The organism is Pseudomonas sp. 37 R 15, assembly GCF_900004865.1.
In the GTDB taxonomy this organism is placed as follows: Bacteria; Pseudomonadota; Gammaproteobacteria; order Pseudomonadales; family Pseudomonadaceae; genus Aquipseudomonas; species Aquipseudomonas fluorescens_AM.
The window spans coordinates 94823-109821 of the sequence record NZ_CVTV01000022.1 but is presented as its reverse complement, the minus strand read 5'-3'; the positions used below and the strand labels follow the sequence as shown (position 1 = coordinate 109821).

Below are 14999 nucleotides of genomic sequence, written 5' to 3'. Positions count from 1 at the left end.
CACATGGAGTGACGCAATGCGCCCAGCTGAACCGGTCACAGGCTTGATTCTTTCCGGCGGCGGGGCGCGTGCGGCGTATCAGGTAGGGGTGTTGGCGGCGATTGCCGAGTTGCTGCCGCCGGGGGCGCCCAATCCCTTTCCGGTGATCGTCGGCACGTCGGCCGGGGCGATCAATGCGGTCACCCTGGCCAGTGGCGCGACTGACTTCACCGCCGCTGTCCAACGCCTCACCGCGTTCTGGCAGGGCTTTCGCAGCCATCTGGTACTGCGCAGCGACTGGCCGGGCGTGATTCGCCAGGCCAGTCGCTTTCTCTTTCATAGCCTGCTGGGCCTGGGCAGGCGGTTTCCGGTGGCGTTGCTCGACAGTGCACCGCTGCGCGATTTGTTGCAGGACAAACTGCATCTGGCGGGCATCGACGAAGCCATCCAGCGTAAACATCTGCACGCCGTGGCGGTCACCGCATTCGGCTATGAATCCGGGCAAGCGGTGACCTTCTATCAAAGCGGCGCGACCATCGACGCCTGGCTGCGCCATCGGCGCATCGGCGTGCCGACGCAACTCACAGTGGAACATTTGCTGGCCAGCTCGGCGATTCCCCTGCTGTTCGCCCCGGTCAAACTTGACCAGGAATACTTCGGTGATGGCGCCGTGCGTCAGTCGGCCCCGATCAGCCCGGCGCTGCACCTGGGCGCCAGCCGCGTGCTGGTGGTAGGCGTCAGCGGTAACCCGCGCGGCAATGAACCCTCGATGCCGCGCACCTATACCGGCCAGGAGCCGACCCTGGCGCAGATCGGCGGGCACATGCTCAACAGCACGTTCATTGACAGCCTGGAAAGCGATATCGAATTGCTGGAGCGCTTGAATCAATTCAGCGATGTCTCGCCCGATCTGGCGGCCGTGGAAGTGCTGGTGATTGCGCCCAGCCAGCCGATCGACGAAATCGCGGCACGCCATCGCCAGGAATTGCCGGCGGCGTTGCGCGTGTTCCTGCGTGGGCCTGGGGCGACCAAAACCAGTGGGGCGGGGGTGTTGAGTTACTTGCTGTTCGAGGCGGGGTATTGCAGCGAACTGATCGAATTGGGGCGTAAGGATGCACTGGCCAAGCGTGAGGAAATCATCCGATTCCTCGGGCTGACGCAGAACTGAATGGGGAGAGCTGAATGTGGGAGGGGGCTTGCCCCCTCCCACATTTGAACTGCGGTGCTTGATCAGAAGTGGTACTTGACCAGGAAGCTTGCCGTGTCCTGGGTCGTCTTGAACGCCCCCGAGTCCTCGATCCCGTACTTGTTCTTCCAATAGTCGTATTCAAAACCCACATACAGCTGTTTGTCGCCCCAATGCAGCGCCTTGCCCAGGTCATATTTGACCTGCGGGTTGAAGTGCAGGTTGGCGTGATAGGTGCCACGGGCGTTCTTGTCGTTGTCCACCACCCAGTCCATGAACCCGTCGATCAAGACATCGGAGCTGCCCACGGGAATGGTGTACGACCACACCGGAGTGATCTGCCACACGCCGTCACCCGGGCGGTTGCCCTCGGTCTGGCGCTGGTAGAAGTTCAACTGGAAGTAGTCGAAACCCGGAATATTCAAGTCAAACGCCGGGCCCAGCAGGTACGACTCGTTATCGCCTTCGCCGAACTCGTAAGTGAAGGCCAGCAAGACATCTTTGATCGGGCCGAATGACAGGTCCTTGTCGAGGATTTTGCCGAACGACAAACGCGGGCTGAACTCGCCGTAGTAGGTATTCGGACCGACGTTGCCGTCTTCCTTGCCGTTGTAGAAGATGCGGTCGAGGAAGAAGAAGTTGTCGCCGTACGTCCACGCGTCCGCATGCTCGAAGGTGACGGTTTGCTGGATCTGCGGGTTGACGGTAAAGCTCTTGCCCCACAGATACGTCAGGCTGTTGTTTTGCCACTGCAACACATCACCGGCCACGGCTTGACCACCGGCCAGCAGGGATCCCGCCAGCATCAGGCCTTTGAACATAGGTTTCATTCGGTGCTCCCGAGTTAAAGTTTTATGTTTTTTCTAATGTGGCGCTCTGAGGCGGCGCCTTTGGATTTGCTGAAAAACTCGTCTGATTGGTCAGCTTTATGGCTACAGCAAAAGCCGCGCCAAGGCGGTAAGAAACCGTCGATTCAAGCGGGCGCGGAGAATACTGGCTCCCACGTCGGGGCTCAAGTGCGCCGTTACAGCGCGCACAGGGCGACAATGGGGCATGCGTCAGGTGTGGGCGTGCTCAACGGCAGGGCGCTCGGCACCGCCGAGAATGTTGAACAGGATATTCAGCGACAACGCGCTGAGCGTGGCCATGGCGATGCCACTGTGGGTGATCGGGCTCATCCACACCGGCAATTGCGCGAAGAATTCCGGGCGCACCACCGGGATCAGGCCCATGCCGATGCTTACCGCCACCAGCAACTGGTTGCGCCGGTCGGCGATGTCGGCTTCCTGCAGGATCTTGATACCGGTCGCCGCCACCATGCCGAACATGGCAATGGCCGCGCCGCCCAGTACCGCCGGCGGAATCGAGGCAACCAGGTAGGCGGCCTTGGGCAACAGGCTCAGCACAATCAAAAACACTCCGGCCATGATTGTCACCGAGCGGCAGCGCACGCCGGTCATCTGCACCAGGCCGATATTCTGCGCGAACGAGGAGTGGGTGAAGGTGTTGAAGAACCCGGCGAAGAATGACGCGCCGGCATCACACAGCAGGCCGCGACGCAGCATCCTTGGCGTGACCTCCTGGCCGGTGATCTTGCCCAGGGCGAGGAACATGCCGGTGGATTCGACAAAGATGATCACCACCACCAGGCACATCGACAAAATGGGCGCCAGCTCGAACCTGGGCATGCCGAAGTGCAGCGGCGTCACCACCTGCACCCACGGCGCCTGGGCCAGGCCGCTGAGGTCGACCATGCCGATAACGCCGCACAATGCATAACCCAGGCCCATGCCGATCAGCACCGAGATGTTCACCCAGAAGCCGCGCATGAAACGGTTGATCAGCAGGATAGTGGCCAGCACCAGCGCGGCCACTGCCAGGTACACCGGCGAGCCGAACGTAGCGGCCGCGCTGCCGCCACCGGCCCAGTTCACGGCCACCGGAAACAGCGACAAACCGATGGCGGTAATCACCGTACCGGTCACCAGCGGCGGGAAAAAGCGCACCACCTTGGACATGAAGGGGGCGATGAGCATGCCGAAGAACCCGGCGGCGATGGTCGCGCCGAAGATGCCCTGCAACCCGATACCGGGCATGCCCGCCATGGCGACCATGCTGCCGACGGCGGCGAAACTGGCGCCCATCATCACCGGCATGCGAATACCCACCGGGCCGATGCCGACCGACTGCACGACGGTGGCGATGCCGGCGACCAACAGGTCGGCGTTGATCAGGAAGGCGATTTCTTCACGGCTCAAGCCCGCAGCCTGGCCGATGATCAAGGGGACGGCGACAGCGCCGCCGTACATCAGCAAGACGTGTTGCAGGCCTACCAGAATCAGTTGCAAGAGGGGGAGCCGCACCATGGCGGGCGCGGCAGGAGTCTGCGTTTCTAACTGGGACATGCAACACCTCGGATCTTTTTATTGTTGTGTTGTGTGGAGCGCAATATTCAAAACACTGCAGTACCAAATGTGGGAGGGGGCTTGCCCCCGATGGCGGTTGATCAGTTACAGGTGTGCTGCCTGGCACACTGCAATCGGGGGCAAGCCCCCTCCCACATTGGATCTCTGTGAATCAGTCAGTTGGTGCGGGCCCCTTGATTGATCCAGGTGCCGATCAGATCCCGCTCCTGCTGGGTCATTTGAGTAATGTTGCCCAACGGCATGATTTGGCTCGCCACGGCCTGCGCCTGAATGCGTGCAGCCTGCTGCTGGATCTGCTCCGGTGTGTCGAACATCACGCCCGCCGGGGCGGTGCTGAACAACGGGCTGGTGGGTTTGGCCGAGTGGCACACCGTGCAGCGTTGTTCGATCACGTGGTGCACCTGGCCGAAGTCGGTGCCGGCCTGGGCCGGTGCCGGTTCAGCGGCCGGTGCGGCGGGCGCAGCCGGTTTCAAGCCACCGCCCAGGGCGGTTTCCGGCAACGGCTGGTACTCGATCGCCGCAGGTGCCTTGGCCACTTCCGGCGCCGGCTTGGGTCCGGTCACATAGGCCAGGCTGATCATCGCCAGCGCGCCCACCGGCAAGGTCCAGGCATACTTCTGGCTGTTATGCCGGGTGTTGAAGTAGTGCCGCACCAACACCGCCGCCACGGCGATCCCGGCCAGGATCAGCCAGTTGTACTGGCTGCCGTAGGTGCTCGGGAAGTGGTTGCTGATCATGATGAACAGCACCGGCAAGGTGAAGTAGTTGTTGTGCCGTGAGCGCAGCAAGCCTTTGGCCGGCAGTGCCGGGTCGGGCGTGCGGTTCTCGGCAATGGCCGCCACCAGTGCGCGCTGGGCGGGCATGATGATGCGGAACACGTTGCCGACCATGATCGTACCGATCACCGCACCCACATGCAGGTAGGCGCCACGGCCGCTGAACACTTTGCTGAAGCCATAGGCCGCCGCGATCAGCAGCACGAACAGGATCAGACCGAGCAGGGCAGGGCGCTTGCCCAGGGCCGAGTCGCAGAGAAAGGAATAGATGAACCAGCCGGCGAACAGTGAGCCGATGCCCAGCAATACGCCTTCGGTGCCGCTGAGGCTGCTGCCGGGGGCCAGCAGGTACAAGGTCGGGTTCCAGTAGAACACCACGCACAGCAGCGCGACGCCCGACATCCAGGTGAAATAGGCTTCCCATTTGAACCAGTGCAGGTTGTCCGGCATGGTCGGCGGGGCCAGTTTGTACTTTTCCAGGTGGTAGATACCGCCACCGTGGATTGCCCACAAGTCGCCGGCCAGGCCGCTTTTGGGGTTGACGCGATTGAGGTTGTTTTCCAGCCAGACGAAGTAGAACGAAGCGCCGATCCAGGCGACGCCAGTGATCATGTGAACCCAGCGCACGCTCAGGTTCAGCCATTCCAACAGATGTGCTTCCACAGTCTTTACCTCTCGCCTGTCACCCTTGTTGTCGGGTGATCCGGCCTTCTCTTATTGGTGGGGGGCGAGGATCAAACGCTCATCCTCTTGGAAAAAATGCTCATCGCAGTTATTGCCTGTGCCACTGCGATCAACCACCAGGAAGTCATCCCGCTTTTCGATCGTCAGCACCGGATGGTGCCAGACGCCGCGATGGTAATTGATGCCCTGCCTGCCGTTGGTGACGAAGGCGCGGACCAAGCCTGATACAGGTGCATCGCCAAGGGGCGCGACCACGATCAGAAAGGGGTTGCCGAGCAGCGGAATGAAGGCCTGGCTGCCCAGCGGGTGTCGTTCCAGCATGCACACGGTCAGCGGCATGTCCTGCGCGTCGGCGCGGAAAATGCTGATGATGGCGTGGTCCTCGGGCTGTGCCGTTTCGACCGTGGCCAGTTTGTGAAAGCGCATGGTCGACCCATTGTTGATCATGAAGTGATCGCTGCCATCGGTTTCGATAACGTCTCCGAAGGGGGCGAAGGCTTCTTTGGTCAGGGGTTCGATCATCAGTGTGCGCATGGCTGTCTTCTTATCCGGATGCTGTGTTGTCGGGTCTATTGCTATCGGGGGCAAGCCCCTCCCACAGTTGATGTGTGAATACATTCAAGTGTGGGAGCTGGCTTGCCTGCGATGGGGTCACCGCTTATCTGGCTACTTTGCCCAATACTCGCAGGCGGCTCACACCGCCATCCGGGAACACGTTCAGGCGGATATGGGTAATCGGCCCCAGCGCCTTGATCTGCTCGGCAAACGTGTGTTCAGCGTGCATTTCCAGCTTCTGCGCCGGCAGCAGTTCGCGCCAGAACAGCGATTGGGTCTCGATCTGGCTGTCGGTGCCGCCTTTGACGAACGCGCCCTGGATCGAGCAAGTGTCCGGGTAGTTGCCCTTGAAGTGCAGGGTATCGACGATGATCTGTTCGATCTCGCCCGGATGGCCCAGCGCGACGATCACCCAGTCATTGCCTGGCGTACGCCGACGCGCGGTTTCCCAGCCGTCGCCCATGTTGATGCCACGGCCCGGGTTGAGGATGTTGCTCATGCGGCCGAAGTGTTCATCGGAGCAGGCCAGGGCACGACCGCCATTGAGCGCGGCGGCCAGGTCGACCTGTTCGTTGTCGCCCACCGCGGACCAGTCACGGAACGGCACGCCGTACACACGCAGACGCGCCACGCCGCCATCCGGGTAGATGTTGAAGCGCAGGTGGCTGAAGGCCTGGTCGTTGTTGATCTCGTGGTAGTGATGGCTGTTGCCTTGCAGTTCGACGGCCGACAGCACGTCCACCCACTGGGTATTGGCGTCAGGCTCGCCCGAGGCCAGGAAGCAGGCTTCCAGGGAAGCCGACGGCGGATAGTTGCCGGTGAAGAATGAAGTGTCGATGTCCACGCCTTTGATCGAACCCGGCACGCCCAGGCGGATCACCGCGCTGTCGTAGCCTTCGAAGCGCTTGCGGCGCGACTCCCAGCCGTCCATCCACTTGCCGTTGTCATCGAAAACGCCCTCCTTCCACACAGCCGGGGTCGGCTGGAACAGGCGGTTGGCGTCGGCGAACCAGTCATCGGTCACCGAGATGATTTTGGTGCCCAGGCGGGCGTCGGCGAGGTTGACGAACTTCTCGAAAGGTACGGGTTGCGCTTTCATTCTTCTTGTCTGCCTTGGATAGAGTGGCTGGGGATGGTCGTTTAGAGGGTCAATAAACGGAACAACGCGATCTTGTTGATCTCGTCCAGTGCGCACTTGAACTCAGCGTCTGCAGAGTTGTGAATGCGCGTTTCGAACGCGGCGAGGATCTGGTGCCGGTTGCTGCCTTTTACCGCCATGATGAAGGGAAACTTGAACTTGGCCTTGTAGGCCTCGTTCAGCTCGGTGAAGCGCGAGAACTCTTCGGCCGTGCATTGGTGAATCCCCGCGCCAGCCTGTTCATCGGTGCTGGCTTGGGTCAGTTGGCCCTGGACGGCCGCACGGCCGGCCAGGTCCGGGTGAGCGTTGATCAGCGCCAACTGGCGGGTGTGATCAGCGCTCAACAGGATATCGCTCATGCGCTGGTGCAGGGTTTCGATCTGGTCGATCGACGCGTCCTGGCCCAGGTCGTAAGCCTGTTCGGCTACCCATGGCGAGTGTTCGTAGATATCGGCGAAGGCGGCGACAAACGCATCGCGGCTCAAGGTCGAGGGTTTGACGGTGTTGAACGCAGTCATTTCGCCGCTCCCGTGCAGGGGTGGGTTTCGTGCCAGTGACGGGCGATGTCGACGCGGCGAGTGAACCACACTTGTTCATGGCTCTTGGCGTACTCGATAAAGCGCTTGAGCGAAGCCAGGCGCGCCGGGCGACCGATCAGGCGGCAATGCAGGCCGATGGACAACATCTTCGGCGCCTCGGCGCCTTCGGCGTACAGCACGTCGAAGGCATCCTTGAGGTATTCGAAAAAGTCATCGCCCTTGTTGAAACCCTGCACCTGGGTGAAGCGCATATCGTTGGTGTCCAGGGTATAAGGGATGACCAGGTGCGGCTTGCCCGTGGGGGTGTTGGGTTCCCAGTAGGGCAGGTCGTCGTCGTAGGTGTCGCAGTCGTACAGGAAGCCGCCTTCCTCCATCACCAGGCGCCGGGTGTTGGGGCCGGTGCGCCCGGTGTACCAGCCCAGCGGGCGCTCGCCGGTCAGTTCGGTGAGGATGCGGATCGCTTCGAGCATGTGCTCGCGCTCCTGGGCCTCGTCCATGTACTGGTAGTCGATCCAGCGGTAGCCGTGGCTGCAGATCTCGTGGCCGGCGGCAACCATGGCGCGGATCACATCCGGATGGCGCTGGGCGGCCATGGCCACGGCGAAGATGGTCAGCGGAATATCGAATTCCTTGAACAGCTTGAGGATGCGCCACACCCCGGCACGGCTGCCGTATTCGTACAGCGACTCCATGCTCATGTTGCGCGCGCCTTGCAGCGGCTGGGCCGAGACCATTTCCGAGAGAAACGCTTCGGACTCTTTGTCGCCGTGCAGGATATTGCGCTCGCCGCCTTCTTCGTAATTGAGTACGAACGACAGCGCGATGCGTGCCTTGCCCGGCCAATGGGGGTGAGGAGGGTTACTGCCGTAACCGATCAGGTCGCGTGGGTAGTCAGCGCTCACTGCAGTCTTCCTTCTTGTGCGTGGTAGCAGATGTGTGTGGCAGCCGGGCAGTGGAAAGACTGGGTGGCGTCACAGCGATGAGTGATTGTATACAACTTATCGCAAACTTTGTAAGCCTGCATTTCTGCATTTTTTCTAGACGGTCTCCGTGTCCTGCCTTGCAAGAAACTTGCCTGACTGGTCAGCTAAAGGCGAAAAACTCCACTGTAGGAGCGAGCTTGCTCGCGAAAAACCTGAGGGCGCCATTTTCATCTCGAAAGCCCGCGTTATCGTTGAAGTTTTTCGCGAGCCAGCTCGCTCCTACAGTAGATGAGAATCTCATCGAATTTATTGTGTACAATTTCAATGAAAAGTGTCTTAATCAGCCATCGCCGGCTTTTTCGCTGCCCTGAAAGAGTGCGGGTTGTCTTTCTACTGACTTCGGGAGGCGCATGACGCCATGGGACGTTTGACCACACACGTTTTGGACGCCGCGCACGGCTGCCCCGGCAGCGCGATCAAGATCGAGCTTTACCGCGTCGAAGGCGCGCAGCTTGAACTCGTCGCCACCGCGTTGACCAACGGCGACGGCCGCTGCGATGCGCCCCTGTTGCAAGGCGACGACTACCGCAGCGGTGTCTACCAGTTGCAATTCAATGCCGGTGATTATTACCGCGCCCGCGGTGTGCAGTTGCCCGAACCGGCTTTTCTGGATGTGGTGGTATTACGCTTCGGCATCAGCGCCGAGCAAGAGCATTACCATGTACCCCTGTTGATTTCGCCTTACAGCTACTCCACTTATCGCGGTAGCTGAGCCGTCACCTCGCTTCACCCCCCCAATGCTCTTCGTTGGTTTCGCCCGCGCACACTGCGGGCTTTTTTTCGACCGTCAACTATGTAACCCCAGCGGTTCGCTCCAACTGCCTAGTCTTTTTTTTTCAGAAAAAATGGACGTAGACATGGGATCCGAACCCTTGGTGGCGGCTGACGCTCAGCCACACAGCACCCTTCTGCTCGAACACCTCGACGCTAGCGTCAAATCCAGCCGCCAGCTCAACGAGCTTTATCTGGCTCATGCACGGTGTGCACACCAGACGCATTTGCTGCAACAAATGCAGGTGCGCGCGCCACGTATCAGTCGCCTGATCCGCCAGACCTTGCGCGACACCTTTGAAATGGACCCCGATTCCTTGTTGCTCAATGTGCCCTTGACCCCTGACGAGACGCACTGGCGTCGCAGCCTGACCGACACGGTAATGCGCTTGCTGGCCGAGCGCGCGTGTGTCCGCGAGGGCAAGCTGAGTGAGCAGGCGTGTCAGTCCGGGCAACTGGCCGACGCGGCCTTGAGTCGGGTGCTGAAGGTGGACCTATTGGCGCGCATCGAGTCTGCGGCGCCGGCGTTCTGGCAAGTGCTGGCGGAAGATCGATTGGCGACGCGCGAGGCGTACTGGTGTGAGTCGTACCACGGGTTGATCGGCGATCAAGCGCTGCTGGCTCATGGCCTCAACCAGTTATCCGAGGATGGATTAGCGATGGTCATGACGATGGTCGAGGCGCCTGCCGCCGAGCACCGCGCGCGGGCGGGCGGCCTGCGCGCCGACCTGCGGGTGGCGCAGGTGGTGTGCCCGGGCAAGTCGGGCGCCACCATTCCCTTCTGTGGCGCGCTGCATCTGTACTACGAAGCGGATCCTGATCACCCCCGACAGGTGCTGTTCCTGCCGGGCCTGGAGCCGTTGTTTCATGAGTTCGAAACGCGCCAGGCCTGGCAGAGCGGTTTCCCTGAGCGGGTGGCGGCGCAGGCACATGCATTATGGCCGTTGCTGGCAGTGCGCAGGCGCCATGAGTTACCCGATTTCAACGCATCCTCAGCGTTGCCCATGGCGCAAGGGCAGTTGGGCCCGCTGATCGAAAGCCATGCGCTGGAGCATAGCGCCAGGGCACTCTTGCACGTGCAGTGGGACAACGAGATGGCAACCTTGCTGGATATCAACAGTGCTTATCTGTTTCCTGGCGATGCGATCAAAGGCGCCTACATGCAACCGCTCGAGCGTCTACTGCAGGTGGAACAGGGGCGCAGGCTGTTGAGCATGCCGGCGGGTTTGAACTCGGCGCTGGCGCAATTGCTGAGCCGCGACCAGCACGAGCGTTCTTTGCAAATCAGCTTCGCCAGCCTGTCCCACAGTCTGCCATTGCGGATTCGGGAGCAGAAACAGCAGCAGTATGAACGGGCACTGACACGTTTGCTCGATGACGATAAGCCGAGCGAGGAAACGGCGGACTATAAAGCGGTCGCTGCCTTGCACAAGCAATGGCTGGAGCAACGTCAGCATTGCTCGAGCTTGCTCGATGGCCATGAGCATCGCTTGGATGACGAGTCGTTTTGGGTGGGCCCTGCCAGCGGCGTGCCGAGCCGGCAGGAGCGTCTGCTGGCGGCGCGCGGTGCGGCCTTGATCCACGAGGCGCAGTTGATGCACCGGCTTGGGTTCATTGACGAACACTGGCTGGTGCGGGTCAGGGCGGTGGTCGAGACACCGTTGCAAGCGCGCGGCCTCGGTGTGGGTAGAGTGATGTCTGTGACCCTGGGCGGGGGAGCGCAGCCAGCCTTCCGATTGCTGGGCGTGTTCGTGGTGGCGGGTGCTTCGGGCCATGCCAATCGTGCGGTGTTGTTGTACATGCCGGGGCTGGAGGGTGGGTTGCAACGCTTCAAATCCCTGGCGGTGCTGACGCAGCGCTTGCAGGCCAGTTTCATGGCGCGCGAACCGAACCCGCTGTGGCTGTGCATCGGGCGTGCCGAGCGCAATGCTGCGCGCAGGTGGGTGCGCAACCTGCCAGCGAGCGAGGCGGTCACCCTGTGCTTCGCGGATATCGATGGCGATGTGCTGTTGGCCGGTTTAAGGGAGCAAGTCAAGGGCTTCGCTGACGCACGCCAGAAAATCGTGGCGGGCGAGCGGGTGTTTACCGAGGTCGGCGACGCCACGTTGGCAAAGACGCTCTTGGCGGCCGAGGTTGCCCAAAGCCTGCAGATACCGGCTCACGATGCCAGGGAGGTAGCCCTGAACAACCTGCAAATGGTCATGGCCGGGGCCGCGCTGGCAACCAGAATGCCGGCCTGGTACAGCCAGGCGCCGGTGTCGAGCAGCAGGCGGCACGCGCGGTTGGTCAATCGCCAGCAACGCAGTGCGCTGAACCTGCAGCGCGAGCTGGTGGGTGTCCTGGGGAGCGTGGAGCAATTCGCCCGTCCATTGCTGATCCAGCAGTTGACCCTGGATGGGCTCTATCCTGCATTGGATATCGATCAGCCGTTGTTCGACATTCCCGATGATGTGAGCAGCGTATGGGTCGGCCATCCGGAGCGTCGTCCCGGTGAGGCGGGGCCCAAAGCCGTGGTCAGCAAAGAGCGCACGACCTACAGCTTTTTGCAGCTCGCGCTGACTAACCTCGACCCCGAAGCGCCCTGGACCGCCTGGCGCCTGAAAAGCATGCGGTATCTGGTCCCGGCCTGGAAGGAGCGTTTGGGCGTGGACTATTTGATCAAGACCATTGCCAGCCTGGATATTGGTGGTCAGTACGATCAAAAAATCTTCAGCGTTTGCTACGGCGAGGACGATATCGCGGATGCCGCGACGCACGCGCCGCTTCGCCATGAATTGTTGCGCCGGCCGGTACGACGCCAGACGAAAATAGACCTGATCGATGCCCAACAGCGCACGCTGAGCGAGCAAGGGCAACAGCTGTTCAAGCGCGCAACAGCGATACAGACGGGCGCACCCTCACCACTGCGCCTGTATTTTCTCAGGATCGAGGCGTTGACGGTGCCCTGGGCACGTCATATTGCCGGGATGGTGGTGATCCAGGATCCCCAGGTGCAGCGCTGTCTTTTTTACTGGCCCGCTGCAACGAGTTTCCCGGCGCTCTCGGAGCACGACAGCCTCGATGCTCTGCGTGAGGTGCTGATGAAGCATTGGCAGGCGCAGGAAAACATGGCCGAGCTTGCGAAATACGTTGCCCCCGGCTCGGAGACGCAAGCGCTCGCCGGTTATCCGGGCGTAATCACACCCGTGACAACCCCCGCAACGCTCTGGCGCAGCATGTTGGAGCAACTGCGAATGTTTGTCCTGGGGGTTACCGAGCCCAAGGAGTTATTCATTGCCCGGCATCTGTATCGCTGGTTTAAAAGCAAGCGAGTGTTTCCGGCCACCTCACTCAGTGAGATCGAGCTGGAGATCCGTGAACAGCAGGAGGTGATGCCTGCGCGATGGTTGGGTATCACCGAAACCGACGCACGCGACATGCTCGCAGCGCTGGCCCATGCCCAGGTGCTGAAGGTGCAGCGCCAGGGGCGTGCCGAATCCAATTCCCAGGCTTCGCTGGAGGTTTATCGTCTCTGGCGACTGGGTGAGCAAAAGGCTCGAACGATCAAAGGGCTGCTGTCCATGATCCCCTTCGTGTCCATAGGCGTGCTGCTGCATGAAGTCCTGTTGGCCGCGCGACGCCTTTATCACGGCGCAGGCGACGGCGTTGACCTGGCGATTGCGATTCATCAGCTTGTGCTGGATGTGGCCCTGACATTCGCACCGTTCAAGATCGGCCCCGCCGCTAAACCGCTGAAGCCGGTCACCGTAAGGCCGATTAGATTGGCCCTCACTCAGTTGCATCGACGCCAGCATATTTATAGCCCGCTGTCGTTGCGGCCGCCTTCCTCCCCCATGACCTTCAAGGGCCTGGAACCCTACAAACTCTCGGGGCTGGCCAGTGATGCGATTGAATTGAAAGGACCGGTCAGCAGAGGCTCGCGCGTTAAAAACGGCGAACAATTCGTCATCGACGCCGAGGGGGGACGTTATGGCGTGTATCAGCGCGATGGCGAACGGCAACTGCGCTTCAGGAACACGCGAACACCCGGGGACAACGAACTGATTCTGAACATCGAGGAGCCGCGCCAGTGGCTGTTGGGGGCCGACGCACCCGAGCCGCAACCGGGGCCCAGCTCGATAGCCACGCCATTATGGCAGCACACACTGCCCCCCTCGAAGGTCCCGGTCAGTTGGGCGCCGCCGCCCGTTGCGTCGACGGAGCAATTGGTCAGGCGCCCGCATAATCTGACGAGCGCCTGGCGAGACTGGGGGCAACCGCAGGGTTCGCGCAAGGCCGTGGAAATTGCGCCGTACCGCAAAGTGTTTACGATCGAGGAGGTCAGCCAGCCGAGCCTCAAGGTGGGCGAGCGGTATTATGAAATCCTGCCCAGTGGGTCCCAGGTCCATGCCGACGTGGTTTTTCTCAAGCCGCCAGGATCGCTGATCGACAGTATTGACAGCATCAGTATGCGGCTTGGGGACGCTACCGCGCCGCAACCCGTGCTGTTCACCTATGGCGAGGACCTGCGCTGGACCGCCAGGCAGTCGCTGTTCAACCGGCCGTTGGCTGCCTCGATCAGCGCGCGGTTTCCGGACCTGACGCCGGCCAGCGCCAGGTATGCGGCGCGCAGGCTGGTTGAATTGGCTGATCCTGGTCAACCCGCACTGACGAGCACCCGGTTGTTAAGCATCCGCGCAGCCCTGGACGAGTGGACGCCCCAAGTACCGGGGCAAATGGCTCGAACCGATGACTTGATGAGCATGTTGCAGCCTATGCGGCCGCGCATGCAGTTCAGTCTGTATGTGGGCGTAGACGGGCAGGTTGGCAGTTTTGAGCGCATGGATTTCACCCTGCCGTCGACGTTTGACCGTTCCCTGTTCGTCAAAGCCAAAGGCCAGAAGGAGGTAACCCACAGACGGGTGACCGCCAGCCTCGACGAGGTGACCCGGGTACTGCAGCAACAGGGGTTTGTTGTAGAACGTTTGAAACTTGTCTATGCGCCTCGTTATCCCCATCTTTTAGCGACACATCCAGCCTCCAACAAGCTCTATTACATCGTGCCCAAATGGCTGGACGGAAAAAGCATGGCGATGAAAGTGGGCGCCAGGCGACTGCTTTCCGATGACTGGTTCCTGAATAAAAGCCGGGTGTACCCGGCGCTCTATCGACAGTTCAGCGAGGCCTTGAACGAGGGGAGGTTGGTCAAGCTGATCGCGGGCGTGCAAAACGTTAAAACGCCCACGATCTACTTCATCAGGCCAGCGGAGCTTTGATCAATGATGCAATCCCGGCACCGCCGAACAGCGCGGCGCTGATGCGGTTGAACCAGCTCTGGCCCGAACCGCTGCGCAAATACCGTGCGGCGCCATGGGCGCCCGCGCCATAGGCCAGTTTGCACAGCAGGTCGAGCACCGTCCACGTGGCAATCATGGTCAGCAATTGCGGCAGGAACGGTTGCTGGCTGCTGAGAAATTGCGGCAGGAAGGCGGCGAAAAACAGGATGTCCTTGGGGTTGCTCGCACCCAGTACAAAGGCACGCCCAAACAAGGCGCGAAAGCGCGGCACGGCAGGCGTCTGCGGCACGTGTGCACCCTGGGCCGGCAGGCGCGATTGCTGCCAGCTCTGCCAGGCGAGGTAGAACAGGTACAGCGCACCTACGATCTTCAATGCGCTGAACACTTGCTCGGACGCCAGCAGCAGTGCGCCCAGGCCCAGGGCCGAAGCGCTCAGCAGGCAGATCGAGGCGAACACCCCGCCCAGGAATGCCGGGTACGAGCGGCGCAGGCCGTAGTTGAGGCTGTTGCTGATCATCAGCAGGGACAGCGGGCCCGGGATCAGGATCACCACCAGCGCGGCGCCGCTGAACAGCAGCCAGGTTTCGATCGTCATGTTGTGAGCTCCAGTTGTCGGCGGCAAGTGGCAAGTGGCAAGTGGCAAGCGGCAAGCGGCAAGCGGCAAGCTTCAAGCCGCAAGCTTCAAG

11 protein-coding genes are annotated in these 14999 nt (G+C 61.3%); 3 read left to right on the top strand and 8 right to left on the bottom strand.

Annotated features, from left to right (window positions below):
* The first annotated feature begins 16 nt into the window (after nucleotides 1-16).
* A complete protein-coding gene (locus tag BFQ04_RS07540; RefSeq protein ID WP_065950266.1) occupies nucleotides 17-1147 on the top strand; it encodes a patatin-like phospholipase family protein in 1131 nt (376 codons plus the stop codon).
* A 62-nt stretch (nucleotides 1148-1209) separates the two neighbouring features.
* Here the strand turns inward: BFQ04_RS07540 and BFQ04_RS07535 are convergent, their stop codons facing one another.
* From BFQ04_RS07535 to puuE, 7 genes are all read right to left on the bottom strand, one after another.
* Nucleotides 1210-1995, bottom strand: a complete 786-nt coding sequence (locus BFQ04_RS07535; protein WP_065950265.1) for an outer membrane protein OmpK — start codon at nucleotides 1993-1995, stop codon at nucleotides 1210-1212.
* Between the two features lie 228 nt (nucleotides 1996-2223).
* Entirely contained in the window at nucleotides 2224-3570 is a 1347-nt protein-coding gene (locus BFQ04_RS07530) for a nucleobase:cation symporter-2 family protein (protein WP_065950264.1), read from the bottom strand.
* A 176-nt stretch (nucleotides 3571-3746) separates the two neighbouring features.
* Nucleotides 3747-5030 carry a urate hydroxylase PuuD gene (locus BFQ04_RS07525; protein ID WP_065894001.1) on the bottom strand — a complete coding sequence of 428 codons (1284 nt, stop codon included), beginning with the start codon at nucleotides 5028-5030 and terminating at the stop codon, nucleotides 3747-3749.
* A 51-nt stretch (nucleotides 5031-5081) separates the two neighbouring features.
* The gene (locus BFQ04_RS07520; RefSeq protein WP_065950263.1) at nucleotides 5082-5585 is read right to left on the bottom strand and encodes an ureidoglycolate lyase; all 504 of its coding nucleotides are present in this window, start codon (nucleotides 5583-5585) and stop codon (nucleotides 5082-5084) included.
* A 124-nt stretch (nucleotides 5586-5709) separates the two neighbouring features.
* Entirely contained in the window at nucleotides 5710-6705 is a 996-nt protein-coding gene (gene alc, locus BFQ04_RS07515; RefSeq protein ID WP_065950262.1) for an allantoicase, read from the bottom strand.
* Between the two features lie 41 nt (nucleotides 6706-6746).
* Nucleotides 6747-7262 (bottom strand): 2-oxo-4-hydroxy-4-carboxy-5-ureidoimidazoline decarboxylase, encoded by a 516-nt coding sequence (uraD, locus tag BFQ04_RS07510; protein ID WP_065950261.1) that lies wholly within the window; start codon nucleotides 7260-7262, stop codon nucleotides 6747-6749.
* The gene (gene puuE, locus BFQ04_RS07505) at nucleotides 7259-8185 is read right to left on the bottom strand and encodes an allantoinase PuuE (protein ID WP_065950260.1); all 927 of its coding nucleotides are present in this window, start codon (nucleotides 8183-8185) and stop codon (nucleotides 7259-7261) included. Before puuE ends, uraD begins: the two co-directional genes overlap by 4 nt.
* Before the next feature lie 439 nt (nucleotides 8186-8624).
* Between puuE and uraH the strand changes: the two genes are divergently transcribed.
* On the top strand, nucleotides 8625-8978 hold the full coding sequence (gene uraH, locus BFQ04_RS07500) for a hydroxyisourate hydrolase (protein WP_065950259.1): 354 nt from the start codon (nucleotides 8625-8627) through the stop codon (nucleotides 8976-8978).
* Between the two features lie 145 nt (nucleotides 8979-9123).
* A complete protein-coding gene (locus BFQ04_RS07495; RefSeq protein ID WP_256544562.1) occupies nucleotides 9124-14292 on the top strand; it encodes a dermonecrotic toxin domain-containing protein in 5169 nt (1722 codons plus the stop codon).
* Here the strand turns inward: BFQ04_RS07495 and BFQ04_RS07490 are convergent.
* A complete protein-coding gene (locus tag BFQ04_RS07490; RefSeq protein WP_065950258.1) occupies nucleotides 14273-14908 on the bottom strand; it encodes a LysE family translocator in 636 nt (211 codons plus the stop codon). The genes BFQ04_RS07495 and BFQ04_RS07490 overlap by 20 nt on opposite strands.
* Nucleotides 14909-14999 lie beyond the last annotated feature (91 nt).